Annotated in this window: 20 protein-coding genes and 1 pseudogene; 10 read left to right on the top strand and 11 right to left on the bottom strand. The window is 71.1% G+C overall.

The features are described from left to right. Positions 1-2: 2 nt before the first annotated feature. A pseudogene (locus BLW14_RS28820) lies at positions 3-1,399 on the bottom strand (DUF6421 family protein). A 296-nt stretch (positions 1,400-1,695) separates the two neighbouring features. Here BLW14_RS28820 and BLW14_RS28815 point away from each other — a divergent pair. After that, positions 1,696-2,376 (top strand): glycerophosphodiester phosphodiesterase, encoded by a 681-nt coding sequence (locus tag BLW14_RS28815; protein WP_093710050.1) that lies wholly within the window; start codon positions 1,696-1,698, stop codon positions 2,374-2,376. 3 nt (positions 2,377-2,379) lie between these two features. Here BLW14_RS28815 and BLW14_RS28810 read toward each other — a convergent pair whose 3' ends face one another. After that, positions 2,380-2,934 carry a GNAT family N-acetyltransferase gene (locus tag BLW14_RS28810; protein ID WP_093710049.1) on the bottom strand — a complete coding sequence of 185 codons (555 nt, stop codon included), beginning with the start codon at positions 2,932-2,934 and terminating at the stop codon, positions 2,380-2,382. 233 nt (positions 2,935-3,167) lie between these two features. Here BLW14_RS28810 and BLW14_RS28805 point away from each other — a divergent pair, with 233 nt between their 5' ends. The 5 genes from BLW14_RS28805 to BLW14_RS34275 all read left to right on the top strand — a co-directional run bounded on the left by BLW14_RS28805 (position 3,168) and on the right by BLW14_RS34275 (position 6,590). Continuing rightward, the gene (locus tag BLW14_RS28805; RefSeq protein WP_093710048.1) at positions 3,168-3,758 is read left to right on the top strand and encodes a DUF5134 domain-containing protein; all 591 of its coding nucleotides are present in this window, start codon (positions 3,168-3,170) and stop codon (positions 3,756-3,758) included. A gap of 86 nt (positions 3,759-3,844) precedes the next feature. Then, the gene (locus tag BLW14_RS28800) at positions 3,845-4,780 is read left to right on the top strand and encodes a M56 family metallopeptidase (RefSeq protein WP_093710047.1); all 936 of its coding nucleotides are present in this window, start codon (positions 3,845-3,847) and stop codon (positions 4,778-4,780) included. 89 nt (positions 4,781-4,869) lie between these two features. Then, positions 4,870-5,562 (top strand): phosphatase PAP2 family protein, encoded by a 693-nt coding sequence (locus tag BLW14_RS28795; RefSeq protein ID WP_093710046.1) that lies wholly within the window; start codon positions 4,870-4,872, stop codon positions 5,560-5,562. A 77-nt stretch (positions 5,563-5,639) separates the two neighbouring features. Further along, positions 5,640-6,341: an HAD family hydrolase gene (locus BLW14_RS28790; protein ID WP_093710045.1), complete on the top strand. Its 702-nt coding sequence runs from the start codon at positions 5,640-5,642 to the stop codon at positions 6,339-6,341. A gap of 69 nt (positions 6,342-6,410) precedes the next feature. Then, complete coding sequence (locus BLW14_RS34275; RefSeq protein ID WP_132903726.1) at positions 6,411-6,590, top strand: hypothetical protein; 180 nt, start codon at positions 6,411-6,413, stop codon at positions 6,588-6,590. Between the two features lie 139 nt (positions 6,591-6,729). On the opposite strand, the gene BLW14_RS28785 is transcribed toward BLW14_RS34275, so the two are convergent. Further along, a complete protein-coding gene (locus tag BLW14_RS28785) occupies positions 6,730-7,113 on the bottom strand; it encodes an ArsR/SmtB family transcription factor (protein WP_093710044.1) in 384 nt (127 codons plus the stop codon). A gap of 135 nt (positions 7,114-7,248) precedes the next feature. Between BLW14_RS28785 and BLW14_RS28780 the strand changes: the two genes are divergently transcribed. Then, positions 7,249-7,833 carry a YdeI/OmpD-associated family protein gene (locus BLW14_RS28780; protein ID WP_093710043.1) on the top strand — a complete coding sequence of 195 codons (585 nt, stop codon included), beginning with the start codon at positions 7,249-7,251 and terminating at the stop codon, positions 7,831-7,833. Between the two features lie 12 nt (positions 7,834-7,845). Here BLW14_RS28780 and BLW14_RS28775 read toward each other — a convergent pair whose 3' ends face one another. From BLW14_RS28775 to BLW14_RS28750, 6 genes are all read right to left on the bottom strand, one after another. Continuing rightward, positions 7,846-8,931, bottom strand: coding sequence for an aldose epimerase family protein (locus BLW14_RS28775; protein WP_093710042.1), 1,086 nt, complete (start codon positions 8,929-8,931; stop codon positions 7,846-7,848). Between the two features lie 101 nt (positions 8,932-9,032). Continuing rightward, positions 9,033-10,067 (bottom strand): LacI family DNA-binding transcriptional regulator, encoded by a 1,035-nt coding sequence (locus tag BLW14_RS28770; RefSeq protein WP_093710041.1) that lies wholly within the window; start codon positions 10,065-10,067, stop codon positions 9,033-9,035. Positions 10,068-10,175: 108 nt separating this feature from the next. Continuing rightward, a complete protein-coding gene (locus BLW14_RS28765; protein WP_093710040.1) occupies positions 10,176-11,240 on the bottom strand; it encodes an ABC transporter permease in 1,065 nt (354 codons plus the stop codon). Further along, a complete protein-coding gene (locus BLW14_RS28760; protein ID WP_018520938.1) occupies positions 11,237-12,211 on the bottom strand; it encodes an ABC transporter permease in 975 nt (324 codons plus the stop codon). The genes BLW14_RS28765 and BLW14_RS28760 overlap by 4 nt, the downstream gene beginning before the upstream one ends. Further along, complete coding sequence (locus BLW14_RS28755; protein ID WP_093710039.1) at positions 12,208-13,863, bottom strand: sugar ABC transporter ATP-binding protein; 1,656 nt, start codon at positions 13,861-13,863, stop codon at positions 12,208-12,210. Before BLW14_RS28755 ends, BLW14_RS28760 begins: the two co-directional genes overlap by 4 nt. Before the next feature lie 118 nt (positions 13,864-13,981). After that, positions 13,982-15,070 carry an ABC transporter substrate-binding protein gene (locus tag BLW14_RS28750; RefSeq protein ID WP_093710038.1) on the bottom strand — a complete coding sequence of 363 codons (1,089 nt, stop codon included), beginning with the start codon at positions 15,068-15,070 and terminating at the stop codon, positions 13,982-13,984. Positions 15,071-15,581: 511 nt separating this feature from the next. Between BLW14_RS28750 and BLW14_RS28745 the strand changes: the two genes are divergently transcribed. Together BLW14_RS28745 and BLW14_RS28740 are read left to right on the top strand one after the other, a co-directional pair. Continuing rightward, positions 15,582-18,026: an RICIN domain-containing protein gene (locus BLW14_RS28745; protein ID WP_093710037.1), complete on the top strand. Its 2,445-nt coding sequence runs from the start codon at positions 15,582-15,584 to the stop codon at positions 18,024-18,026. 149 nt (positions 18,027-18,175) lie between these two features. Then, a complete protein-coding gene (locus BLW14_RS28740) occupies positions 18,176-20,446 on the top strand; it encodes an AbfB domain-containing protein (protein WP_093710874.1) in 2,271 nt (756 codons plus the stop codon). 47 nt (positions 20,447-20,493) lie between these two features. Here BLW14_RS28740 and BLW14_RS28735 read toward each other — a convergent pair whose 3' ends face one another. Next, positions 20,494-21,333, bottom strand: a complete 840-nt coding sequence (locus tag BLW14_RS28735; protein WP_093710036.1) for a phytanoyl-CoA dioxygenase family protein — start codon at positions 21,331-21,333, stop codon at positions 20,494-20,496. 139 nt (positions 21,334-21,472) lie between these two features. On the opposite strand from BLW14_RS28735, the gene BLW14_RS28730 reads away from it, so the two are divergent. Further along, entirely contained in the window at positions 21,473-22,477 is a 1,005-nt protein-coding gene (locus BLW14_RS28730) for a LacI family DNA-binding transcriptional regulator (protein WP_093710035.1), read from the top strand. 95 nt (positions 22,478-22,572) lie between these two features. On the opposite strand, the gene BLW14_RS28725 is transcribed toward BLW14_RS28730, so the two are convergent. Then, a complete protein-coding gene (locus tag BLW14_RS28725) occupies positions 22,573-25,848 on the bottom strand; it encodes a LamG-like jellyroll fold domain-containing protein (RefSeq protein WP_093710034.1) in 3,276 nt (1,091 codons plus the stop codon). Between the last annotated feature and the right edge of the window lie 69 nt (positions 25,849-25,917).

The following is a 25,917-nucleotide window of genomic DNA, read 5'->3' as shown; positions in this document are numbered from 1 at the left end:
GCTCACGCGGCAGCCTTCCCCGCGTCCGAGGCGGTGATGCCCTTGGTGGAGGCGATCACGTTCTTCAGCTTCTTGGAGAGGGCCTCATAGAACATGCTCAGGGGAAACTCGTCCGGAAGCACGTCGTCCACGAGTTTCCGCGGCGGCTGTGAGAGGTCCAGGGCGTCCGGGCCCTTGGCCCATCGGGAGCCGGGGTGCGGGGCGAGGTAGGTGGAGACGAGGTCGTACGCCGCGAACCAGTGGACGATCTTGGGGCGGTCGATGCCGTCGCGGTAGAGCTTCTCGATCTCGGCGCAGAGCTGGTTGGTGACCTGCGGGGCCCGCTCCCAGTCGATGCGCAGCTTGTTGTCGGTCCAGCGGACGACATCGTGCTTGTGGAGGTACGCGAAGAGGAGCTGGCCGCCGAGACCGTCGTAGTTGCGGACGCGCTCGCCGGTGACCGGGAAGCGGAACATCCGGTCGAAGAGCACCGCGTACTGCACGTCGCGGCCGTGGGCGTTGCCCTCGGCCTCCAGCTTCACGGCCTCCTTGAAGGCGGTGAGGTCGCAGCGCAGCTCCTCCAGGCCGTACATCCAGAACGGCTGGCGCTGCTTGATCATGAACGGGTCGAACGGCAGGTCGCCGTGGCTGTGGGTGCGGTCGTGGACCATGTCCCAGAGCACGAATGCCTGCTCGCAGCGCTGCTGGTCGTCGATCATCGCGCGGATGTCGTCGGGCAGGTCCACGCCGAGCAGGTCGACGGACGCCTCGGTGACGCGGCGGAAGCGGGCGGCCTCGCGGTCGCAGAAGATGCCGCCCCAGCTGAAACGCTCGGGGCCTCGCGGACGGCGATGGTCTCCGGGAAGAGGACCGCCGAGTTGGTGTCGTAGCCGGAGGTGAAGTCCTCGAAGGTGATGCCGCAGAACAGCGGGTTGTCGTAGCGGGTCGCCTCCAGTTCGGCGAGCCACTCGGGCCAGACCATCCGCAGCACGACCGCTTCGAGGTTGCGGTCGGGGTTGCCGTTCTGGGTGTACATCGCGAAGACGACCAGGTGCTGGAGCCCGTCGGCGCGCCCCTTGGCAGGCTGGAAGGCCAGCAGGGAGTCGAGGAAGTCGGGGACGTCGAAGCCGCCGCCGACCCAGCCGCGCAGGTCCTTGACGAGGGCGCGGTGGTACGCGGCGTCGTGCGGGAGCAGCGGGGAGAGCTGCTCGACGGCGGCGATCACCCGTTCCACAGCGGCCTCGGCGAAGGCCGGGGCGGGCGCGCCCTCGGCGTCGAAGTCGATGGAGCCGTCCTTGGACTGCCAGGGGCGGATCTCCTCCACGGCATTCTTGAGCGCGGGCCAGGCCGGGTGCTCGATCACCCGTGCGGCAGCAGCTATGTCGCCGGATTCGGCTTCGTGCACAAGAATTTCCGTCATCACACTTCCTCCACGGGAGAACCTCGCGTCTCACCACCGTATCCGCGCGCGAGTCCCGGGGACAAGTGGGGTTGTGGAAATCGTCCTGCCGACCCCCATGGTCACCGCTGTTTTTCCTGTGCCGTGCCGCCCCGGCGGCTTCTTCGGCGGCATTCCGACGCGCTGCGCGAGCGGGCCCCACACCTCCCGGGCCCCGTCTGCGCGGGCCATTAGGCTGCCGACCGCGGGCGGAGCACCGCGCCGTGCGGGCAGGAGCGGCGCACGGGAAACAGAGTGTCGACGGAAGCGAGCCTGCCTTGTCTCTTCTCACGATCGGTCATCGCGGAGCGGCCGGGATCGAGCCGGAGAACACCCTGCGCTCGTTCGTCCGCGCCGAGCGGGAGGGCGTGGACCTCATCGAGCTCGACCTGCACTTGAGCAAGGACGGCGCGCTGGCCGTCATGCACGACGCGGACGTGGACCGGACGACGGACGGCGAGGGGCCGATCGCGGAGAAGACGCTCGCCGAGCTGCGCGCGCTCGACGCGGGCCTGGGCGAGCCGGTGCCCGTCTTCGAGGAGGTCCTGGACGCCGTGCGCTCCCCGCTCCAGGCGGAGATCAAGGACGTGGCCGCCGCCCGCACCCTGGCCCGGGTGATGCACGAGCGCGGTCTCGTCGAGCGCGTCGAGGTGATCTCCTTCCACGACGAGGCGATCGCCGAGATCGCGCAGCTGGTCCCGGGTGTGCGAACGGCCCTCGTGGCGAGCCGGTGGGACAAGGACCTGCTGGACCGCGCGAAGGCGGTGGGCGCCGCCCGGCTGGTGCTGAACATCCGGCGCATCACGCTCGAACTCGTCGAGAAGGCCCACGCCGAAGGGCTCACGGTGTTCGGCTGGACGGTCAACACCCGGGACCAGCTGCGGCTGGCCCGGGGCCTCGGGCTCGACGGCGTCACCACCGACCACCCGGACATCCAGCGCGGCGGCGGCGCCGCCTGACCGTCAGCCTTCGAACTCCTTGACCAGCAGCTCGAAGGCGAGGTCGTCGCGCTGCGGGATGCCGAAGCGCTCGTCCCCGTACGGGAACGGGGACAGCCGGCCCGTACGGCGGTAGCCGCGGCGCTCGTACCAGGCGATGAGTTCCGCCCGGGCGGAGATCACGGTCATGTGCATCTCCCGCGCGCCCCAGCCCTCCCGGACGGAGCGCTCGGCCTCGGCGATGATCACCTTGCCGAGGCCGGCGCCCTGGAGCAGGGGACGGACCGCGAACATGCCGAAGTAGGCGGCCTCGCCGCGGTGCTCCAACTGGCAGCAGGCGACGAGGGCGCCGTCCCGCTCCACCACGAGCAGCCTGCTGCCGGGGCTTTCGACCACCTCGCGCACCCCCTGCGGGTCGGTCCGCTGACCTTGGAGGATGTCCGCCTCGGTGGTCCATCCGGCGCGGCTGCTGTCGCCGCGGTACGCCGACTCGATCAGCTCCACGAGGGCGGGCACGTCCGCCTCGGTGGCGTCGCGGAACGTCAGCTTCCCGGTGTCTCGGGGCGGCGCGGTGTCCATGGCGGTGTTTCTCCGAATTCGTCAGAGGGCGGTGCCCGAGCAGCGTAACGCCGCCGGTCCCGCCCCTGCTCCGGGCCACTTCCCAGGGGCGCTCGGGGGCGCCCGCACCAGGCGCATCGCGGAAACACTCCCGCCGCGCGCTCCCCCTGTACCCCAGTGCGCCGCGTACGGGCGTGCGGCCCCGGGCATCGACTAACCGACGGCGATGTCGTTCGCCCGGGGGGAGGGCCGCTGTGCACGGACCGGCGACGTCCGGATGGCTGCTGATGGCGTTGTGCGCGGTGACGGGCTCGTACTGCCTGCTGCGCACCCGTACGGGAAGCGAGGAGGAGCGCAGGACCGCGCGGGCGGAGGCGCTGATGGGCTTCGGCATGGCCGCGATGGCAGTGCCGGCGGCCGCCGTCGCCCCGCCCACCTGGGGGTGGGGGGTGTACGCGGTGCTGTTCGGGGTGGCGGCGCTGCGGGCCCTGTGGTTCTCCCGGCGCAGCGGCCACCATCTGCACCATCTGGTCGGCTCCTCGGCAATGGTCTACATGGCCGTCGTGATGGCCCGGGCCGGCGGAGGGGCGCACGGCGGCCATGCCGCGCACTCGATGGGCGGCCAGGGCATGGCCGCCGCGGGCGGCATCCCCCTGGTGACGGGACTGCTCCTCGCCTACTACGCGGTGTACGTGCTGCGCTCGGGCGCCCGGCTGGTGCCGGTGGCAGCGGTGGCCACCGGCGGCGGTCCCCCGCCCTCGGGCTGGGGGGCGCGCCCGGAGCTGGCGCTGGCCTGCCGGCTGACCATGGGCATAGCCATGTTCGCGATGCTGCTCACCCTGTGAGACGGGGAGGGCCGCCCTTCGTGGTGTGCGTCACTTGGCGAGCGGACCCGTATCCTTGTGTGGCGCGCCCCTCATAGGCTGGCGCCATGTGGGTCTCCCTGGCACTGCTGCTGATCGGCGCGCTGGCCGCCGTCGTGGCCCCGCGCCTGATGGCGCGGGCCGAGTGGCCGGAGCGGGAACCCGTGGTGGCCCTGTGGGTGTGGCAGTGCGTGGTGGCCGCGGTGCTGCTCTCGTTCGCCCTCTCCATGACGTTCAGCGCCGCCGTCGCATGGCAGGCGGTGCGCGGCCATGTCTTCGCCCCCGCTCCGCACGCCGTCGTCGACGCGTACGCGCTCGCGGGCCACGGGCCGTGGTCGGCGGTGATGGCGGTGCTGCTGGCCCTCGGCGGGGTGTGGACGGCCGCCATGCTGGCCCGGGTGATCCACCGCGCGCAGTCGCGGCGCAGGCAGCGGCGGGCCGAACTCCTGGTGCGCGCACCGCTGATGCCCGGCGAGGAGCCCGAGGGCGGGCGGCTGGTGGTGCTGGAGGGCGAGCGCCCCGACGCCTGGTGGCTTCCCGGGGCCGCGCCCCAACTCGTCATCACCACGGCCGCGCTGGGCCGGCTGAAGGGGCGGCAGCTCGACGCGGTCCTTGCGCATGAGGAGGGCCACGCGCAGGCGCGGCACGACTGGTTGCTCAATTGCTCGGAGGCGCTGGCCTCCGGTTTCCCGCAGGTGCCGGTGTTCGCGGCGTTCCGGAACGAGATGCACCGGCTGGTCGAGCTGGCCGCCGACGATGTGGCCTCGCGGCGCTTCGGGCGGCTGACGATCGCACTGGCCCTGGTCGAACTCAACGAGGACCGGGGGGTGTTCGGCCCCTGTCCGGCCGCGGACGCGGAGCTGCCGCAGCGGGTGAACCGGCTGCTGGCTCCGGCGGGCAGGCTGACGGCGGGACGGCGGCTGCGGCTGACCGCGGCGGCGGCCCTGGTCCCGGTGGTGCCGCTGCTGGTGGCGTTCGTCCCGGGTCTCAGCGCCCTGAAGTAGCGCTCGGCGCCCTGAAGCAACGAACCGGCGTTTCCGCTTTCCGGCGCGCTGAAGGGGCCGGTGGGGCGTCCGTCGGCGAGGATCGTGTCATGCGCCTCCCGCTGCTCTCCCCTGTCGGCCGCGTCCGCGTCGCTTCGCCCCTCTCGCGGGCAGGAGCCGTCTGCGCGGTGCTCGGCGGGGCGGTGACGGCTCTGGTCGTCGCGCGGTGGCGGCCGCTGACCGGCCTGGACCGCGAGGTGGCGGTCGCGCTGCACCGGCGGGCTGTGGCCGAACCCGGCTTCGTCCACGTCAACCGGCTGCTGACGGACTGGCTGTGGGATCCGTGGACCTTCCGCGCCCTGATCGCCGTCGCCGTGGTCGCCCTGTGGTGGCGGGGTGCGCGGCCGCTCGCGGTGTGGGTGGCGGCGACGGCTCTGTTCTCCGCGCTTCTCCAGCAGGGCGTCAAGGCCGCCGTGGGACGGGAGCGGCCCCGGTGGGCGGACCCGGTGGACTCCGCCTCGTACGCGGCCTACCCCTCCGGTCACGCGATGACGGCGATGGTGAGCTGCGGGCTGCTGCTGTGGCTGCTGCACCGGTCCGGCGCCGGGCCCCGGCTGTGGCGGGTGGCGGTGGGCGCGGCGGCCGTCTCGGTGCTGGGGGTCGGTCTCACCCGGCTGTATCTGGGCGTGCACTGGCCGTCCGACGTCCTGGGCGGGTGGCTCCTGGGGGCGGCACTGGCCGCGTTCGCGGTGTGCGGCTTCGAACGGTGGCAGGCCGCCTCCGCGGAGCGCCGAAGCGCCTGACCATTGGTTCTCGGGCGCCGCCGGGGGCCGGCCAGGCACCCTTGCCCGCTGCCGGCCGGTCGGCGAGGATCGGTGCCATGCCGATCAAGGGTGCCCTCTTCGACTTCTCCGGGACGCTGTTCCGGATCGAATCCGTCCGTTCCTGGCTCGCCGCGGCCCTGGCCGAGCGGGGGGTGGGCGTGTACGAGACCGCGTTCGAGCGGTACGCGACGGAACTGGAGGCGTTCGGCGCGCTGCCGGGCGGTCCCGGCCCGCGGCGGATGCCCGGGGAACTCGCGGAGGGCTGGGCGCACCGCGACGAGAGCGCGGAGCTGCACCGCGCGGTGTACACCGGACTGGCCCGTCAGGTCCCGCTGCCCGACGAGGGCCTGTACGACGCGCTGTACGACCGCCATCTGAGCCCGGACGCCTGGCGGCCCTACCCGGACGCGGCGGAGGTCCTGGCGGAGCTGCGCGAGGCCGGCGTCCGGATCGGAGTGGTCAGCAACATCGGCTGGGATCTGCGGCCGGTCTTCCGGGCGCACGGCCTGGACCGGTACGTGGACGCGTACGTGCTCTCCTTCGAGCACGGTGTCCAGAAGCCGGACGCACGCCTCTTCCACACCGCGTGCACACTTCTGGGACAGGACCCGGCGGATGTGGTGATGGTCGGCGACGACCGCGCCGCCGACGGCGGGGCCGCGGCGCTGGGCTGCGAGGTGCGCTTCGTACGCCATCTGCCGGTGCGGGAGCGGCCGTACGGACTGCTGGAGCTCGGACTGACCGAGAAGGTTGCCTGAGACACATGTGAGAGATGTCCCTGACGCCCAATGGGTCGGATTGTCACATCGTGGCCTTAGCCTGGAGCCATGTCCCCGACTCAGTGCCCGTCCGGTTCCGTACGCCCCGCAGCTGTGGTGAATGCAGACATTCGCGACCTGTGGCGGCGCTCGGGCGGCCACCTCTCCCCGGAGGACGAGGAGCAGTACCAGCGTCTGCTGGTCGAGTGGGCCGCCGCTACCAAGGGCGGCGACAGGCCCGCGGCCTGAGACGTCCCGGCTCCGGCGATCCCCTGCGTCGCCGGAACCGGGCCGTGGCGGGGGTACAGCATGTCCCGTCGCGGCTGATCGGTCAATGAAGTACTACGGCCCGTGCAGCGGGCGTGACGTCGGGTGATGAACCCCCGCGTCAGCTCTCACCGAGGCGCTCCGCCTCCCGGGCGGCGGCTTCGAGTACGCGGTCGAGCAGCCCGGGGAACAGCTCCTCCAGGGCGTCCCGCCGCAGCCCGTTCATCTTGGCGGTACCCCGGTACGTCTGCCGGACGATGCCGCTCTCGCGCAGCACCCGAAAGTGGTGCGTGGTGGTCGACTTGGTGACCGGGAGGTCGAAACAGGAGCAGGTGAGCTCACCCTCGGCGGCCGCCAGTTCGCGTACGACGCACAGCCGCACGGGGTCGGAGAGCGCGTGCAGGACCGCTTCGAGCCTGATGTCCTCGCGGGCGGGGTGGGCCAGGGTGCGCGCGCCCGCCGCCGGGTCGGTGGTGCTGCCAGGGCTCACGGTCGCTCTCCGCATCGTCGCTCCGTATGGGGCTCCCATACTACGAGGCCCGTCGTAGTTTCACGTATAGGACGGGAACTGACCTGAAGGGTGCCTAGCGTGGAGGTGTGGCCGGGCGACGGGAGCCGGCCCCGAGCGGAAGGCGCAGCCATGACGGGCACGGCCGACATCCAGGAGAACGCCCTGGCCTTCACGAGTGTCGCGGCTCTCGACGCCTGGCTGGAAAAACACCACGCGGACAGCACGGGGATCTGGATGAAGATCGCCAAGCAGAACTCCGGGGTGGCGTCGGTGACCGTCGACGAGTACACCGACGCCCCGCTCTGCTACGGCTGGATCACCGGGCAGCGCAGGTCGTGCGACGAGGTGTACTACCTCCAGCGGATCACGCCCCGCCGGCCGCGCAGCGTCTGGTCGCTGGTCAACGTGGAGAAGGTCGCGGCGCTGATCGCGGACGGGCGGATGCGCGCGCCGGGGCTCGCGGAGGTCGAGGCGGCACGCGCGGACGGGCGGTGGGAGGCGGCGTACCCCTCGCAGAGCCGGGCCACCGTGCCCGCCGACCTCGCCGCTGCTCTGGCGGCCGACGAGGCGGCGGGGCGGTTCTACGCGGGGCTCGGCAGGTCCGACCGCTATCCGGTGCTCCTGCGGCTGATGACGGCCCCCTCGCCCGAGGTGAGGGCGGCCCGGCTGGGCCGGGCGGTGGCCGCCATGGCCGAGGGCCGCAAGGTCACCTGACGGGCCCGGTCCTCACGCGCCCGTTGCCGCGTCCGCCAGGTGCGGGAAGCGGAACTCGGTGCGGCTGCGGAAGTCCTCGCCCGGGCGCAGGACGGTGGGCGGCTGGTCGGGGCGGTTGGGCGAGTCGGGCAGGTGCTGGGTCTCCAGGCAGACGGCACTGTGCCGTTCGTGGTGGCCGCCGTCGGGGTCGGCCAGGGTGCCGTCCAGCTGGTTGGCGGTGTAGACCTGGATGCCGGGTTCGGTCGTCCACACCTCCATGACCCGCCGGGCGTCCGGGGCCGTGAGGCGGGCGGCGCGTCGCAGTCCGCCGGGTGCGTCCGGCGAGTCGAGCACCCAGCAGTGGTCGAACCCGCCTGCCCTGCGCAGCTGTTCGCTCGTCAGGCAGACGCGTTCCGACAGGACCTGGGGCAACGTCAGGTCGAACGGGGTGCCGGCGACGGGAGCGGCCGGGCTCTCGGGGATGCCCTCCTCGTCGACCGGCAGATAGTGCCCGGCGTCCACCTGGAGGGTGTGGCCGAGGATGTCGCCCCGGGCGGTCAGGTCGAAGTACGCGTGGTTGGTCAGGTTGACGACGGTGGCCCGGTCGGTGGTCGCCGCGTAGTCGAGCGCGAGGGTGCCCGACGTGTCGAGGGTGTACGTCACGGTCACGTCCAGGGCGCCGGGGAAGCCCATGTCGCCGTCGGGGCTGTGCAGCGTGAGCCGCAGGACGGCCGCCTCGTCGGTGGCGGATCCGGCCGCCTCCCAGACGCGGGTGTGGAAGCCGTCGGGGCCGCCGTGCAGCGCGTGGCCCCGGTCGGTGGCGGGCACCCGGTACTCCGTGCCGTCGAGGGTGAACCTGCCGTGTGCGATGCGGTTGGCGTAGCGGCCGACCAGGGCGCCGAAGAACGGGTTCTTGCCGGTGTAGTCGTCGAGGGCAGGCAGCGAGCGGACCACCGACGCCGGGGTGCCGGCGGTGTCGGGCACGGTGAGCCGGTGCAGGATGCCGCCGTAGGTGAGGATCTCGGCCCGGACTCCGGTGCCGGTGTCGAGCGTCCAGATGTCGACGTCCGTGGGCCCGTGGGCGCCGAACGGTTTGCTGTGCACGGTGGGGCGAGGCATCAATGATCCTTGGGGCGATCGGACGGCCGGTGGGCCGGACGGGCGGGCCGTGGACGGGGACGGCGGACTCCCCCGGGGGTGGTGGGACGTCCGGTCCGTACCTACGGTGCCGCCGGTCCGGCGGCGGGCCGGGGAACGGTGGATTCGCGGACGACGAGCCGGTAGCCGGGCCGGGGCCTCCTGGGCTCGCTCACCTGGTCGCCGGAGAGCCGCTCGACGAGGCTGTCGACGGCGAGCCGGGCGATGGCCTCCTTGTCGGGTGCCACGGTGGTGAGCGTGGTGGCGCCGTAGAGGCTCTCCTCTATGTCGTCGAACCCGACGACTGCGACGTCCTCGGGGATGCGCAGGCCGCGCTCGGAGAGGGTGCGCATGGCGCCGATGGCGATGAGGTCGTTGTACGCGAACACGGCGTCGGGACGCTCGCCCCGGTCCAGCAGGGCGGCCATGGCGGAGGCCCCGTCCTCGCGGCCGTAGCCGTCGGTGACGACGACCAGCGCCTCGTCGGGCTCGATGCCGGCGGCGGCCAGTTCCTCGCGCCAGCCGCGCAGCCGGAGGTGGGCGGGCTGGCGTTCGCGGCCGGTGCGGGAGCCGAGGAAGGCGATCCGGCGGTGGCCGAGGCCGATGAGGTGGCGCACGGCCTCGCGCGCCGCCGCGACGTTGTCGATGGCGATGTGGTCGTACGGGGCCTCGTACTCGCGCTCGCCGAGCAGGACCAGGGGCGCGGTCTCGGTGCGCGCCATCAGGTCCTCGGTCTCCAGGTGGATCGGGCTGAGGATGAGTCCGTCGATGACGTGGGACCGGAATCCCTGGCTGACCAGGAGTTCCTTTTCGCGCAGTCCGCCGGTGTGGTCGACCAGCACGGTGTAGTCGTGCCGGGCGGCCGCGTCGACGACCGCGCCGGCCAGTTCGGCGAAGTAGGGGTTGCCGAACTCGGGGACGGCGAGGGCGATGATCCCGGTGCGGCCCTTGCGCAGATGGCGAGCGGTGAGGTTCGGCCGGTAGCCGAGCTCGTCGATGGCCTGCTGCACCTTGGCGCGCATCTTCGGTGTGACGTGCTGATAATTGTTCACCACGTTCGACACGGTCTTGATGGACACGCCCGCCCGTTGCGCAACGTCCTTGAGGCTGACGCCCACGGCACTCCCTGAATCGACTTGTCGCGCGGTGAGGCGCGGTGGCCCGGCTGCGCCGGTTCGGCTCGAACGGCTCGAACGGTGCCGGGGCCGTGGGGCCCCGGCACCGGTTCAGGTGGTTCTGCGGCTGCGCGCCAGATAGCGCTGCGCCACGACGACAACGATAAGGAACCCTCCGCTGACGACCGACTGGTACGAGGAGTTCAGCGAGCCGATCTGGTTGATCAGGTTCTGGATGACCTGGAGGAGCAGGACGCCCCAGAGCGTTCCGCTGATCGAGCCGGCGCCGCCGATGAGGAGGGTGCCGCCGATGACGACGGCGGAGATCGCGTCGAGCTCCATGCCCACGCCGATGATGGTGACTCCGGAGGAGAGCCGGGCGGCGTTGAGCGCGCCGGCCAGTCCGGCCAGCAGTCCGCTGAGCGTGTAGACGAGCATCTTCGTCCGGGCGACCGGCAGACCCATCAGGGTGGCCGCGTCACTGCTGCCGCCGACGGCGAAGATCGACTGCCCGAACGAGGTGCGCTGGAGGAGGAGTCCGCCGAGGCCGAACAGCGCGAGGGCGATGAAGATCGGGTGGCCGAAGCCCCAGAGCGCGCCCTGGCCGAGTTCGGCGAAAGCCGAGTCCTTGGGCACCAGGTAGGTGGTGGCGCCCTCGTCCGTGATCGCGAGGAGCAGGCCGCGCGCACCGAGCAGGGTGGCGAGCGTGACGATGAACGGGGCCATTCCGGCCCGGGCGACGAGGAAGCCGTTGAGCAGGCCGATCGCGCCGCAGACCACGAGGGGGACCAAGAGGGCGGGCAGGATGCCCCATTGGGAGGCCCAGGCGGCGAGCACTCCGCCCAGGGCGAAGACGGAGCCGACGGACAGGTCGATGCCGCCGGTGATGATGACCATGGTCATCCCGAGCGCGACGACGGCCAGGAACGAGGCCTGGACGGTCACCCCGCGGGTGTTGTCCAGGGTGGCGAAGGTCGACGGGTAGATGCAGGACGCGACGACCACGACCGTGAGGAGGACGACCAGCACGCCCTGGCGCTGCAGGAGTTCGGCGATCCTCCGGCCGGTCGGGCGCTGCGCCGTGGCGCCGGGCTGCGGCGTGGTGCCGCCGGACGTCGCGGGGGTCTTGCGCGGGGCCGGGGCGGAGGCCACCGGGGCGGGTGAGGTTTCGTTCATCGGGACCGACGCTCCCGGGCGACGTAGACGGCGGCGATGATGATGGCCGCCTGGGCGATCTGTGCGGTGGAGTCGGGCAGGTCGTGCTTGATGAGGGTGGCGCGCAGCAGCTGCATCAGCAGGGCGCCGGCGACGGTGCCGAGGACCCGGATGGAGCCGCCGTTGAGCGGGGTGCCGCCGACCACGACCGCCGTGATGGCGGAGAGTTCCATGAGGGTGCCGAGCGAGGACGGGTCGCTCGCGGTGAGCCGGGCGGTGGCCAGGACGCCCGCGAGGGCGGCGAGCACTCCGCAGAGCACGTAGACGCCGATCAGCACTCGTCGCACGGGCAGCCCCGCCAGGGCGGCCGCGGAGCGGTTGCCGCCGATGGCGACGACCTGGCGGCCGAAGGTGGTCCGGGTGACGAGGAAGGCCACGGCGACGGCGAGGACGCCGGCGATGAGGACGACCAGCGGGATGCCGAGGAAGGAACCGGTGCCCAGGGACAGCAGGTCGGGGTTGACGATCTGCTTGAGCTGGCTGTCCGCCATGACCAGGGCGATGCCCCGGCCGCCGACGAACAGGGCGAGTGTGGCGACGATCGGCTGGAGTCCGACGAGCGAGACCAGGGTGCCGTTGACCGCTCCGACGAGGGCGCCGGCCAGCAGCGCCATGACGAGTGCGGGGACCAGTCCGTAGCCGAGGTACAGCGGCAGCAGCGCGGCGGCCAGGGCCATGGTCGAGCCGACGGAGAGGTCGACTCCCTCGGTGCCGATGACGAGCGCCATGCCGAGGGCGACGATGACGATCGGGGCGACCTGGACGAGCTGGGTGCGGAGGTTGTCCACCGTCATGAAGTGTTCGGTGAACAGGGCGTTGAAGACGAGGACGACCGCGACGGCGAGGTAGACGCCGTACTCCTGGTACCAGGCGGGGTCGCGCAGGCGGGCCAGTGGCCGCGCCGCGGGGGTGGTGACTGCGGCCTGGGTCATCGGGGGTCCTCCTTGGCGGCCGGCGCCTTGTCCGCGGCTGCCGGTGAGTGGTCGGCGAGTACTTCGAGCAGATGGCTCTCGGCCACCTCGTCGCCCGACAGTTCACCCGCGACCGCGCCGCCGCGCAGAACGACGATGCGGTCGGCACCCTCGATCAGTTCCTCGATGTCGGAGGAGATGAGCAGGACGGCGAGGCCCTCGCGGGCGAGGTCGTCGATGAGGCTCTGGACCTCGGCCTTGGCGCCGACGTCGATGCCCCGGGTGGGCTCGTCGAGCAGCAGGACCTTGGGCTCCAGGCAGAGCCAGCGGGCCAGCAGGACCTTCTGCTGGTTGCCGCCGGAGAGTTCGCCGACCTTCTGCTCGGGGCTCGCCGCCTTGATCCGCAGCCGCTTCATGAAGATGTCGACGACGCGGTCCTGCTTGGCGCGGGAGACGATGCCGGCGCGGGAGAGCCGGGGCATCGCGGCCAGCACGATGTTCTCGCGGACGGAGAGGCCGGGGACGATGCCCTCGGCCTTGCGGTCCTCGGGCAGCAGGCTGATGCCGGCGCGGATGGCGCCCGCGGAGGTGAGGCGGCGCAGGGTGCGTCCGGCGATGCCGACCTCGCCCGAGTCCAGGGAGAGCGCTCCGGCGATGGCCTTCGCGGTCTCGCTGCGGCCGGAGCCGAGGAGCCCGCCGAGGCCGAGGACCTCACCCGCGTACAGGTCGAGGGATATGTCGTGCAGCTGGTGGTCGCGGGAGAGGCCGGTGGCGGTGAGCACCGGGGTGCGCGCGGCCTCGTGGCCCTCGGAGTCGAAGTTGGTGAGCCCCTCGCGGCGTACCTCGGCCATGTCGCGGCCGAGCATCATCGAGACGAGCTGCATCCGGTCGAGGTCGGCGAGGTCGCCGGTGTGAATGTGCTTGCCGTCGCGCAGGACGGTGACCCGGTCGCAGATCCGGTACAGCTCGTCCATGCGGTGGCTGACGTAGAGGACGGCGATGCCGCGGCCGCGCAGGTCCTCGATGACCCGGAAGAGGGTCTCGACCTCGCGGGGCTCCAGGGAAGAGGTCGGTTCGTCCATGATGACGACCTGGGCGTTGACGGAGACGGCGCGGGCCATCGCGACCATCTGCTGGGTGCCGATGCCCAGGGTGTGCAGGGGGCGCTTCGGGTCGACGCGGACGCCGAAGCCGTCGAGCAGTTCGCTCGTCTCGCGGTACATCCGGGGGAAGTCGATGAGGCCGAAACGGTTCTTCGGTTCGCGGCCGAGGAAGATGTTGCGCGCGACGCTCATCAGCGGGACGAGGTTGACCTCCTGGTAGATCGTGGAGATCCCGGCCTGCTGTGCCTCGAAGGGCCGGCTGAAGGAGACCTGTTCGCCGGCCAGCCGCAGCTCGCCCTCGTCGGGGCGGTAGACGCCGGTGAGGACCTTGATGAGGGTGGACTTCCCGGCACCGTTCTCCCCCACCAGGGCGTGGGTCTCGCCGGCGCGCAGGGAGAAGGAGACGCCGTCGAGGGCGACGACGCCCGGGAACCGCTTGCTCACCGAGCGGGCCTCCAGGACGGCCGGTGCCGCTCCCGGTTCCTCGGCGAGGGCCGTGGCGGCCGCGCTCGTCTCCTTCACGTCTGCGGCCGGCTCCGGCGGCTGCGGTACTGCTTCGGGTGGTGCCATGGCTGGTCTTGGCCTTCCGCTCTTCCAGGGGTGTGGGCCCGGTGGCCGCCGTGACGGGGGAACGGCACGGCGGCGTTGAACCGACGGAGCCGGTACGGGCAGGGGGGTCCCGGCCGGGTCAGAACGCGTTGCCGACCGTGGACTTGGCGTTGGTCTCGTCGTAGGAGCGGTCGCTGATGATGACGTTCTCGGGGATCTCCTCGCCGCCGTAGAACTTCTGGGCGGTCGCGAAGGCGAGCGGGCCGAAGCGCGGGTTGGACTCGATGACGGCGTTGTACTCGCCGTTGACGATGGCCTGGACGGCGTTGCGGGTGCCGTCGACGGAAACGATCTTGACGTCCTTGCCGGGCTTCTTGCCGGCGGCCTTCAGCGCGGTGACGGCGCCGAGGCCCATCTCGTCGTTCTCCGCGTAGACGGCGGAGATGTCGGGCTTGGACTGGATCAGCTGCTCCATGACCTGCTGGCCCTTGTCGCGGGCGAACTCACCGGTCTGCTGAGCGACGATCTTCATGTCCGGGGCCTTGGCCTTGAGCTGGTCGACGAAGCCCTTGGTGCGGTCGGTGGTGACGTTGTTGCCCGACGAGCCGAGGAGGATGGCGACCTTGCCCTTGCCGCCGGTCGACTTGATCATGGCGTCGGCGGCGCGCCTGCCCTGCTCCACGAAGTCGGAGCCCAGGAAGGCCACGTAGTCCTTGCAGGCGGTGGAGTTGAGCTTGCGGTCGATGGTGAGGACCGGGACCTTCTTGGCGGCCGCGGCCTTGAGCGCCGGCTCCAGGCCGTCCGAGTTCAGCGGGGCGATGATGAGGAACTGGGCGCCCTGGGCGAGCATGTCCTGGATGTCGCTGATCTGCTTGGGCAGCTGCGACTGGGCGTTGGTGGTGAGGAGCTTCTTGACGCCGAGCTTCGCCGCCTCGTCCTTGATGGACTGGGTCTCGGCGATACGGAACGGGTTGGCCTCCTTCTCCGACTGGGAGAAGCCGACCACGGCGTTCTTCAGGTCGAGCTTCGGGGCGCCGTAGCTCTGCAGCGAGCAGCCGGAACCGGACGACGACTCGGGGGTCTTGGCCGCCTGCGCTGCCTGACTGCTGTCGCTGCTCGCGTTGTTGTCCGAGCCCTCCGACTTGGAGCAGCCGGAAACAGCCAGCGTGGCGGTGGCGGCGAGGACGCAGGCCACGGCGAGGGTACGGGATCGACGCTGGATCATCATGCGCGGGAGCTCCTTGGCGGGTTGACGGCACGCCGAGGGGCGTGCGGTCGGTCATGGCTGGACGATGCATCGGCCGCTGCACGGCGGCTGATGTCACTGCACTCACGGCCCCGCTAGGAGACGGCCCCTAGCTGCACAAACTGTGGTCGTGAGAGCCTGCGCGGCCTCTCGGCGGCTCGGTTTACAACGTTATATAGGCGGCGCGGCACGGGCGGCAAGAGCGTTGTCGATGCGTTTCCAAAATGTGTCGGAGCCGCTCCGCCGGACTCGGGCACCCCGAGCCGGGCGATGCCGTCGCACCTCTGGACAGCCGCCTGACAGCGTGCTGTCATACCGCCGGAACCTCATTTTCCAACGTTGCAGAAAAGTGCCGCACCCTCCGTACGGACCGCGACGGCGCCCTTCGCCATGCGCGCATCCGGTCCTTACCGCTGCGCCGCGGCGACACCTCTCTTGTCATGCGCATACCTACGCCGGAGGCCCGTGTCCGGCAGAGCAGGAGCCCTCCCCCATGCCCCTGAACCGCAGACAACTCATGACCGGCGCCCTCGCCACCGTCGCCGCCACCACGGCGGCCGGCCGCTGGTCGGCCACCGCGACCGCCGCCGAACACCGGGTACGGCCGGCACCCGGCGGCCACTACTCCCCCAACGCCGCGCCCTTGAAGCCCAGCGCCTTCCTGAAGCTCCCCCCGGGCACGGTCACCGCGCGCGGCTGGCTCGCCGGACAGCTGAAGCTCCAGCTCGACGGGTTGTGCGGCCGGTACGAGGAGTTCTCGCACTTCCTGGACTTCTCGGCCACCGGCTGGGTCCGCCCCGAAATCGGCGGCTGGGAGGAGGTCCCGTACTGGCTGCGCGGCTACACCGACCTGGCGATCGTCACCGGTGACGCGAAGGCGCTGGCCTCGGTGCGCCGCTGGTTCGACGCCATCCTCGCCACCCAGCAGTCCGACGGGTTCTTCGGTCCGAAGGCCCTGCGCACCTCGCTGAACGGCGGCCCGGACTTCTGGCCGTTCCTGCCGCTGGTGCAGGCCCTGCGCTCCTGGCAGGAGTACTCCGGCGACGCCCGGATCATCCCCTTCCTCAGCCGCTTCTTCCGGTACATGAACGCCCAGGGCCCGGGCGCCTTCAACACCAGCTGGATCGCCCTGCGCTGGGGCGACGGCCTGGACAGCGTCTTCTGGCTGTACAACCGGACCGGCGACGCCTTCCTGCTGGACCTCGCCGACAAGATCCACACGTACGGTGCCGACTGGGGCGACAACCTGGTCAACCCCCACAACGTGAACATCGCCCAGGGCTTCCGCGAGCCCGCCCAGTACGCGCTGCGCAGCGGTTCGGCCCAGGACACCCGGGACACGTACGGGACGTACGGCAAGGCCATGGACCAGTACGGCCAGTTCCCCGGCGGCGGCTTCGCCGGCGACGAGAACGCCCGCCCCGGGCACGGCGACCCCCGCCAGGGTTTCGAGACCTGCGGGATCGTCGAGTTCATGGCCAGCCACCAGCTGCTGACCCGGATCACCGGCGACCCGCTGTGGGCCGACCGCTGCGAGGAGCTGGCGTTCAACTCGCTGCCCGCCTCGCTCGACCCCTCGGGAAGGGCGATCCACTACATCACCAGCGCCAACAGCGTGGACCTGGACAACGTGCCCAAGTCGGAGCGCCAGTTCCAGAACGGGTTTGCCATGCAGGCGTTCCTGCCCGGCGTCGACCAGTACCGCTGCTGCCCGCACAACTACGGCATGGGCTGGCCGTACTTCACCGAGGAGCTGTGGCTCGCCACCCCCGACGGCGGGCTCGCCGCCGCGATGTACGCCGCCTGCGAGGTGACGGCCAAGGTCGCCGACGGCACCGAGGTCACGTTCACCGAGGAGACGGACTACCCCTTCACGGACACCGTCACACTGGCCCTGAAGGCTCCGAAGCGGCTGGCCTTCCCGCTGGTGCTGCGCGTCCCCGCCTGGTGCGAAGCCCCGGAGATCGCCGTGAACGGGCGGCGCGTCGATGCCCCGGCCGGCCCCGCCTTCACCCGCGTCGACCGCACCTGGGCCGACGGGGACCGGGTCACCCTGCGCCTCCCGCAGCGCACCACCGTACGCACCTGGGCGGACAACCACGGCTCCGTCAGCGTGGACCACGGCCCGCTCACGTACTCGCTGCGCATCGGTGAGACGTACGAGCGCATCGGCGGCAGCGACCAGTTCCCCGAGTACGCGGTCCACGCGACGGGCCCCTGGAACTACGGGCTCGTCCTGGACGCGAAGAAGCCCGCCGCGTCCCTGCGCCACCACGGCGCGCGCCGGGTGAAGGCCGCCAACCCGTTCACGCTCGACGGCACCCCGCTGTCCATCACCGCGAAGGCCCGCCGCATCCCGGAGTGGACGGCCGACGACGAGCACGTGGTCGGCCCGCTCCAGGACTCGCCGGCCCGCAGCACCGAGCCGGTGGAGGAGGTCACCCTCGTCCCGATGGGGGCGGCCCGGCTGCGGATCACCTCGTTCCCGACCACGGACCCGGGCGCGGAGCCGTGGCTCGCCGACCGCTGGTACCGCATCCGCAACCGGCACTCCGGCAAGGTCCTCGGCGTCGACGTCATGTCCACCGCCAACAGCGCGCACGTCGTGCAGTTCGGGGACACGGGCACCGACGACCACGACTGGCGGCTCGTGGCGGAGGGCGACGGCTGGTACCGCATCCGCAACCACCACTCGGGCAAGGTCCTGGGCGTCGACAACATGTCCATGGACAACAGCGCCCATGTCGTCCAGTTCGACGACAACGGCACCGACGACCACCTCTGGCAGCTCGTGCCGGACGGCGGCGGCTGGTACCGCATCCGCAACCGGCACTCCGGCAAGGTCCTGGGCGTCGACAACATGTCCACGGCCGACAGCGCCCATGTCGTCCAGTTCGACGACAACGGCACCGACGACCACCTCTGGCAGCTCGTCTGATTCCCGGTGCTTCCCGCACCTCCCCCTACCGCTCCCGTCCCCCGGGGGCCGAACCGAGTCAAGGAGACGAACCTGTGAGCCGTTTACGAGAACCCGGCCGCAAGCCGTGGTGGAGACGGACGATCGCGACGGCCGGCCTGCTGGCGCTGGTGTCCTCCGCGCTGGTCGGGGTCGGCGCCTCGCCGGCGGGCGCCGCGTCCTGGTCGCCGAAGAACCCGCCGATGACGACGCCCTGGACCAACCAGGTCCCGGTCGACAAGCCGCTGCCGGAGTACCCGCGCCCGCAGCTGACCCGGTCCGACTGGGCCAACCTCAACGGGATCTGGGACTTCGCGGTCACCGGACGCGACGCCGGGCAGCCGTCGTCGTGGCCGGACCAGATCCGGGTGCCGTTCGTCGCCGAGTCCGCGCTCTCCGGCATCCAGCGCAGGATCACCGAGAACGACAAGCTCTGGTACAAGCGGAACTTCACCGTCCCCTCGAACTGGAACGGCCGCCGGACCGTGCTCAACTTCGGCGCCTCCGACTGGCAGACCACGGTCTGGGTCAACGGCACCCAGGTGGGCGCGCACAAGGGCGGGTACGACTCGTTCTCGTACGACATCACCCCCCAGCTCAACGGTGGTACGAACACGATCGTGGTGTCCGTCTACGACCCGACGCAGACCGGCGGCCAGGCCGTCGGCAAACAGCGGATCAACGACGTGCAGCCGCACAACGGGGGCGGCATCTTCTACACCGCCGCCTCCGGCATCTGGCAGACGGTGTGGCTGGAACCGGCCGCCGCCGCGCGCATCACCCGGCTGGACATGACGCCGAACCTGGGCGACAGCACCCTGCGGGTGAAGGTGCAGGCCGACTCGGCGTCCGGGCGTACGGCCAGGGTCACCGTGTCCAGCGGCGGCACCGTGGTCGGCTCGGCCACCGGTACGGTCGGCTCCCAGATCTCCGTGCCGGTGCCGAACACGCATCTGTGGACCCCTGACGACCCGTTCCTCTACGACGTGAAGGCGGAGCTGCTCGACGGCTCTGCGGTGACGGACTCGGTCGGCAGCTACACCGGTATGCGCTCGATCGCGGTCGCCAAGGTCGACAACGTCCTGCGGCCGGTCCTCAACGGGAAGTTCGTCTTCCAGACGGGCACCCTGGACCAGGGCTACTGGCCGGACGGCATCTACACCGCGCCGACCGACGCCGCGCTCAAGTCGGACCTCCAGGCCCACAAGGACCTCGGGTTCAACATGGTCCGCAAGCACATCAAGGTCGAACCGCAGCGCTGGTTCTACTGGGCGGACAAGCTGGGCCTCCTGGTCTGGCAGGACATGCCGGCCATGGACACCGGCAAGGCCCCGTCCTCGGCGGCCCGCACCCAGTGGGAGGCCGAGTTCCACGCGATCATCGACCAGCACCGCAGCTCCCCGTCGCTGGTCATGTGGGTCGACCAGAACGAGGGCTGGGGCCAGTACGACCAGGCCAGGATCGCGAACGAGGTCAAGGCGTACGACCCGACCCGGCTGGTCGACAACATGAGCGGGGTCAACTGCTGCGGCTCGGTGGACGGCGGCAACGGTGACGTCGTCGACAACCACATCTACGTCGGCCCGGGCAATACCGCGCCCACCGCGACGAGGGCGGCCGTCCTCGGCGAGTTCGGCGGCCTGGGCTACAAGGTCCCGGGGCACGAGTGGTTCCCCGGCGGCGGCTTCAGCTACGAGGACCAGCCCAGCATCTCCGCGCTGAACGACCGGTTCACCGGGCTCATCGACGGCATCCGGGTCGGCCAGCTGCCGGCGGGCCTGTCCGCCTCCGTCTACACCGAGATCACCGACGTGGAGAACGAGGCGAACGGCCTGCTCACCTACGACCGCCAGGTCGTCAAGGTGGACACGGCCCGGGTGCGGGCCGCGAACCAGGCCCTCATCAACGCCTCCAAGAACCCGGCCCCGCCGGTGACCCTGCCCACCGGCGGCTACAAGTCGCTGCGGGTCACCACGCCCGGATACACCAACAAGTACCTGCGCCACCAGGACTCGCTGGCCTTCACCGAGGTCGTCGACGGCAACAGCAGCGCGCTGCTGAAGAACGACGCCACCTGGAAGATCGTCCCCGGTCTGGCGAACGGCAACTGCTACTCGTTCGAGTCGCGGAACTACCCCGGCGAGTACCTGCGCCACCGGGACTTCCGGGTCCGCCGCGAAGCGAACGACGGCTCCTCGCTCTACAACGCCGACGCCACCTGGTGCGCGGTCGCCGGCAACGGCGGTGTGCGGCTGACCAGCGCGAACCTGCCGGGCAGCTATCTGCGGCACATCAAGTCGGAGGTGTGGCTCGCCACCCCGGGCGGCGGACACGACTGGGACAACCCGGCCACGTTCACCGAGGACACCACCTGGGCGGTGGAGGCGCCCTGGGCTCCCTGAGATGAGCACCGGGGCCCGGCGGATCTGCCCGCCGGGCCCCGGTTCGGTCATGCGTCGCCCATCACCAGGCCCTCGATGGTGTGCTTCTGCACGATGGGCGCGAGTTCATCGACCACCGGGCAGGCCAGGTGTGCCCGGACCCGCTCGGGCAGCGACTCCCAGAAGCCCCGGGTGACCGCCATGTCGTGGTGGCCGTCGTTCCCCGCGCCCGGGGCGTCCACCCCGAGCACCAGGACCGGGCGCGGGTCCTGCGACTGGTTGGCCGTGCCCCGGTGGATGGTCAGGGCCGACCGCGCCGAGATGTCGCCCCGCTGCGGGTACTTGCGCTCGGCCAGCGCCTCGTAGCGCGGGTAGTCCTCGCGGCGCGGGAACATCGCGTGCCCGAAGCGGGCGTCGTCGTCCCACTGCGTGCCGGGCGCGATCTCGAACGGGCCCATGTCCTCCCTGGTGTCGACGGCCGTGAGGTTGAACGCCAGCGAGGTGAGCCTGCGGTCGCGGCGGGTCTCCTCCGGCATCGGAAAGTCGCGGTGCCAGGGCTGGTTCACCGCACCGGCCAGCGGCACGTCGAAGCCCAGCTCCACGATGCGGTAGTCCGCCCCCAGGACCGCCTCGCTGACCGCGCGGACCCAGGGGTGGTCGACGAGGTCCACGAAGCCCCGCAGCTGTTCCGGGTGGATCTCCACGTAGTAGCGGTGGGGGCCGCGGCCGACCGCGCCGCCCTCCCGTCCGCGCGCCTCCGCGAAGGCGGCGTCGATGTCCTCGCGCATCCGGTCCGCCCACTCGGGGCCGAACGCCCCGCGGCAAGCGGTGATCCCCGGGCCGTACAGGTCGCGCACCGCGTCCCCGGCAGGCGGGAAGGGGGCGGTGGTGGTCGCGGTCTCGGTCATGGTGTGGTCCTTCCTTCGTTCGGAGCACCCCCATATTGCAACGTTGCAAACAACGTGGCAATACCTTGTGCGAGCGGATCCGGCACCACCTGTTACGGTCACTGCGCACAGCCCCCGGCAGAGAGCAGGAGCACCGAACGTGGCAGCGAGACTCAAGGACGTCGCCGCGCTCGCGGGCGTGTCCGTCAGGACCGTCTCCAACGTGGTGAGCAACGCGGCCGCCGTCGCCCCGGCGACCCGGGCCCGGGTCATGGCCGCGGTGGAGGAGCTGGGCTACCGGCCCAATCTCGCCGCCCGCAACCTCCGTCAGGGCCGCACGGGCCTCATCGGCGTGGCCGTCCCGGAGATCCACTCCCCCTACTTCGGGGCGCTGACGGGCCTCCTCATCGACGCGGCCCAGGAGCGCGGCTGGACGGTGCTCCTGGAGCGCACCGGGGGCCGCGCGGAGCTGGAGCGGCGGCTGCTGGACGGCTCCGAGGGTCACCAGGTGGACGGGATGATCATCAGCCCCTGGTCGACTCCCCCGGCCGGACTGGCCTCGCTCGCGGGCGGGCTGCCGCTCGTCGTCCTCGGCGAACTCGATCCGCACGGGTCCATCGACCACGTGGCGCTGGACAACGTGGCGGCGGCCCGGGACGCCGCCCGGCACCTGGTGGCGGCCGGCCGCCGTCGGGTCGCCGCGATCGGGCTCCAGTCCGCGCTGGGGCACGGCACGGCGGAGCTGCGCGCCGACGGCTTCCGGCAGGGCCTCGCGGAGGCGGGGCTCGCCCCGGTCGCCGAGGTGGAAGTGGCGGATCTGCACCGTGAGGAGGGGACGCGGGCGCTGCGCGAACTGCTGCTTCTGCCGGAGCGCCCGGACGCGGTGTTCTGCTTCAGCGACGAACTGGCCCTGGGGGCGCTGCGGGCGTGCGGCGAACAGGGGGTGCGGGTGCCCGAGGACCTGGCTCTGGCGGGCTTCGACGACATCGAGGACGGGCGGTTCTCGACCCCTTCGCTGACCACGGTCTCGCCCGACCTGGCGCAGATCGCGGAGCGGGCGGTGCAGTGCCTCAGCGAGCGTGTGCTCGGGCGGCTGGCGGAGCTGCCGGCGCGCAGGATCGTGGTGCCGCACCGGCTGCTGGTGCGGGAGAGCAGCGGGGCGTAGCAGGGGCGCGAACAGCCGGAAGCTCCCGGCGGTGCGGGCTCGTGCCGCGCACCGCCGGGAGCGGTCCTGAGGGGCGGGGTGCTACAGGCGGGGTGTTACGCCTTCCCCCCGTCGTACAGAGCGGTCACCTCCTGGTCGGTGAGCGCCTTGTCGTACACCTGCACCTGGTCCACGGAGCCGTTCCAGAAGTCGGTGTCGTTGCCCGACCACTTGGCACGGCCCACGGACAGGGCGCCGCTGCTGACGTCGGCCGATCCTGCCGCGGCGGTGGAGGCGAGCTTGCCGTCCACGTACAGCTTGATCTGGTCACCGCTGCGGACGCCGACCAGGTGGTACCAGTGGCCGAGCTCCGGGGTCATCTCCGCCCGGGCGCGGTGGGCGCCGGGGGTGGAGAAGGCGAACGCGCCCTGGCCGTACTGGAGGTAGAACGGGTTCTCCTGGCGCCGGCCGTCCTGGCTGACGACGGTGCCGTAGTTGCCCGGGAGGGCGTCCAGGGAGGCCCAGGCCGAGACGGTGTAGTCGCCGGTGGTGTCGACGACCGGTCCGTCGGTCTCCGCGTACTGGCCCTCACCGTTGAACTTCAGCGCCGAGCCGTGCACGCCGGTGGTCCAGGACGTGCCCTCGGAGAGGGTGAGGTCCTTGTGGTTCGGGCCGCTGTCGGCGGCCTTGGTGCCCTTGTTCTCGTCCAGCGACCAGGAGCCGCCGCCCTTGACGGGGGTGCGGGTGCCCGCCGCGGCGCCGGCGGCGATGACCTCCTGGTTGATCTTACGGACCTGGGCGGCGTCCACCTTGATCTCGCGGCGGTCGTACGTCCAGAGGCCGTTGAGCTCGTTCTCCAGGTCGGTCACCTGGGTGTAGATGGAGCCGGAGAGTTCGGCGCCGGCCGCTTCCAGGTAGTACTTGCGGGTGTTCTCGACGTACTTGGCGGTCAGCGCGGCCTTGTCGGCGACACCGCTGTAGATCGCGGTCGGGGCGCCGGGCCACATGTGGCCGGGCATCCGCAGGGTGAAGCCGCCGTGCTCGCCGTCCATCGCGGCGCGGGTGGCGTCCGGGAAGGCCGGGTCGGTGTTGTTGTAGTCGTGGTGGTCGATGATGTCGCCCTTGCCCGAGTCACCCTTCGAGTTGCAGCAGTTGACACCGCTGTGGGCGTTGACGATCCGGGAGGGGTCGGCGGCCTGGACCTTCTCGGTGATCTTGCCGGTCTCGGTGCGGTCCCACTCGCCCCAGCCTTCGTTGAAGACGATCCAGGAACCGATCGAGGGGTAGTTGTGGAGCTGCTCCATCTCCTCGGCGCCCTGGTCGATGAAGGCCTGGTGGCCCTTCTCGTTGGTGAGGTTGCCGGAGACGAAGTCCTGCCACACGAACAGACCGAGCTGGTCGGCGTGGTAGTACCAGCGGGCGGGCTCGACCTTGATGTGCTTGCGCACGGAGTTGAAGCCGAGGTCCTTCTGCGCCTTCAGGTCGAAGACCAGCGCGTCGTCACTGGGCGCGGTGTTCAGACCGTCCGGGTAGAAGCCCTGGTCGAGCTGGGCGAGCGAGAAGAACGGCTTCCCGTTGAGGACGATCTTCTGGTAGCCGCCGACGTCGGCGATGCCGACGGACCGCATGCCGAAGTAGCTGTCGACGGTGTCCTTGGAGCTGCCGTCCTTGAGGGTGACCTCCAGGTCGTACAGGTACGGGTCGTCGGGCGACCACAGGTGCTGCTTGGCGACCGGGAGGCTCAGCTCGCGGTTGGCCGGGCCGCTGATCCTGCCGACGACCTTGCCCTTCTTGTCCCGGGCGACGGCGGTGACCGTCGCGGACTTCGAGGCGTTGTCGGAGTTGACCGTCAGGGCGAGGTTGCCCTTGCCGATGTCCGGGGTGGTCGTCAGGGAGTCGACGGCCGCCGGGGCGACGGGCTCCATCCAGACGGTCTGCCAGATACCGGAGGAGGCGGTGTAGAAGATGCCGCCCGGGTTGGCCGACTGCTTGCCGGTGGGCTGGTCGGCGCCGGTGGTGTCGGTGACTCCGACGACGATCTCCTGGGGGCCGCTGCCCTTGATCGCGTCGGTGATGTCGGCGGTGAAGGCGGTGTAGCCGCCGGTGTGCTCGGCGACCTTCTTGCCGTTGACCCAGACGGTCGCCTGGTAGTCGACGGCACCGAAGTTGAGCTTGAGCCGGTTCTTCTTGCCGTGCTTGTCCGCCTTGACGGCCCAGTTCTGCGGGACGGTGACGAGCTTGCGGTAGAACATGTGGTCTTCGTGGCGCTCCAGGCCGGAGAGCTGCGACTCGACCGGGTACGGAACGGTGATGCGCTCGTCGAGCTTCTTGCCGAAGACGGGCTTCTCGCCCGCCTTGGCGCCGGCGAACTCCCACTGGCCGTTGAGGTTCTTCCACTTGTCGCGCACCTGCTGCGGCCGGGGGTACTCGGGCAGCGGGTGGTTGCGGTCGACCTTGTCGCCCCACTTGGTGGTGAGACGGTGCGTGGAGTTGTTGGTGGCCGTGCGGTTGATCTCGGGGACGGTCTCGCCGCCCGCCTTGAGGCCGGCCTTCCCGTCGTACGCGATCTTGACGCGCTGGTCCTTGAGGACCGCCGCGTCCAGCTTGACGACGAGTTCCTTGCCGCCGCGGGCCCGGGTGACGGACTTGACCGGCATCGGGGTGGTGTCGGCTTCGACGGTGAGGTGGTTCTTCAGGTCCGCGTAGTCGCTGACCTTGTCGTCGAAGACGGCGTGCAGCTCGGTGCCGTTGTCCGCGACACTCAGCCCGACGGGGTAGACCTCGAAGTCGGCGGGCGGGGTGAAGGCGGACTCCGGGACGAACTGCTTGGCCAGCTTCGCGCTGGACCAGCGCAGGAACATGTTGGCGCCGCCGGTGTCCTGGAACATCTCCAGCTTGAACTCGTGCGCCTCGCCGGCCTTCAGCGATATCGGCTTGCTGGTCTGCTCGTTGTCCCAGTCGGGCTCCCAGTGGTCGATGACGGCCTTGCCGTCGATGAACAGCCGGAAGCCGTTGTCGCCACTGGCGGAGAAGGTGTAGTCACCGTCCTCGGGGGCGGTGAGGAAACCGGTCCAGCGGGCGGTGGTGTTCTCGGTCTGGCCGGTGGTCGACTCGAACGTGCCGGTGAGGCCGGGGAAGTTGATGTTCGGGTCGAGGGCGACCCCGCCGAGCTTGGCGAAGTCCCGCGCGCCGGGCGCGGACATGCTGAAGTACTCGCCCTTCAGCCCGTGGACGGTGGTGGCCGGGTCACCGGCCTTGAAGGTGGTCGAGGCGGCGCTCGCCGGAGCGGCCGCGGCGGCCGGGACGAGGGTCGCACCGAGGGGGATCAACAGCGCGGCGGCGCAGGCCGCTGTCCTGAACAGTGCGCGGGGGCGGGGCGTTTGTGGTCTCAAGGCGTCGTCCTGTCGAGAGAGCTGAAGTGCCTCGAACCTGTGAGGCACAGCACACAATCGAACATTGAG

This window comes from Streptomyces sp. 2131.1, from assembly GCF_900105515.1.
In the GTDB taxonomy this organism is placed as follows: Bacteria; Actinomycetota; Actinomycetes; order Streptomycetales; family Streptomycetaceae; genus Streptomyces; species Streptomyces drozdowiczii.
The sequence above is the reverse complement of the archived record's forward strand: the minus strand, read 5'-3'. Positions and strand labels throughout refer to the sequence as shown.

Coding starts and splice junctions, on each gene's coding strand:
- BLW14_RS28785 (WP_093710044.1), bottom strand. CDS start 7,113: ATGCGGAGAGCGACCGTGAGCCCTGGCAGCACCACCGACCCGGCGGCG.
- BLW14_RS28745 (WP_093710037.1), top strand. CDS start 15,582: ATGCCCCTGAACCGCAGACAACTCATGACCGGCGCCCTCGCCACCGTC.
- BLW14_RS28765 (WP_093710040.1), bottom strand. CDS start 11,240: ATGAACGAAACCTCACCCGCCCCGGTGGCCTCCGCCCCGGCCCCGCGC.
- BLW14_RS28780 (WP_093710043.1), top strand. CDS start 7,249: ATGACGGGCACGGCCGACATCCAGGAGAACGCCCTGGCCTTCACGAGT.
- BLW14_RS28790 (WP_093710045.1), top strand. CDS start 5,640: ATGCCGATCAAGGGTGCCCTCTTCGACTTCTCCGGGACGCTGTTCCGG.
- BLW14_RS28755 (WP_093710039.1), bottom strand. CDS start 13,863: ATGGCACCACCCGAAGCAGTACCGCAGCCGCCGGAGCCGGCCGCAGAC.
- BLW14_RS28810 (WP_093710049.1), bottom strand. CDS start 2,934: ATGGACACCGCGCCGCCCCGAGACACCGGGAAGCTGACGTTCCGCGAC.
- BLW14_RS28775 (WP_093710042.1), bottom strand. CDS start 8,931: ATGCCTCGCCCCACCGTGCACAGCAAACCGTTCGGCGCCCACGGGCCC.
- BLW14_RS28735 (WP_093710036.1), bottom strand. CDS start 21,333: ATGACCGAGACCGCGACCACCACCGCCCCCTTCCCGCCTGCCGGGGAC.
- BLW14_RS28795 (WP_093710046.1), top strand. CDS start 4,870: ATGCGCCTCCCGCTGCTCTCCCCTGTCGGCCGCGTCCGCGTCGCTTCG.
- BLW14_RS34275 (WP_132903726.1), top strand. CDS start 6,411: ATGTCCCCGACTCAGTGCCCGTCCGGTTCCGTACGCCCCGCAGCTGTG.
- BLW14_RS28750 (WP_093710038.1), bottom strand. CDS start 15,070: ATGATGATCCAGCGTCGATCCCGTACCCTCGCCGTGGCCTGCGTCCTC.
- BLW14_RS28760 (WP_018520938.1), bottom strand. CDS start 12,211: ATGACCCAGGCCGCAGTCACCACCCCCGCGGCGCGGCCACTGGCCCGC.
- BLW14_RS28800 (WP_093710047.1), top strand. CDS start 3,845: ATGTGGGTCTCCCTGGCACTGCTGCTGATCGGCGCGCTGGCCGCCGTC.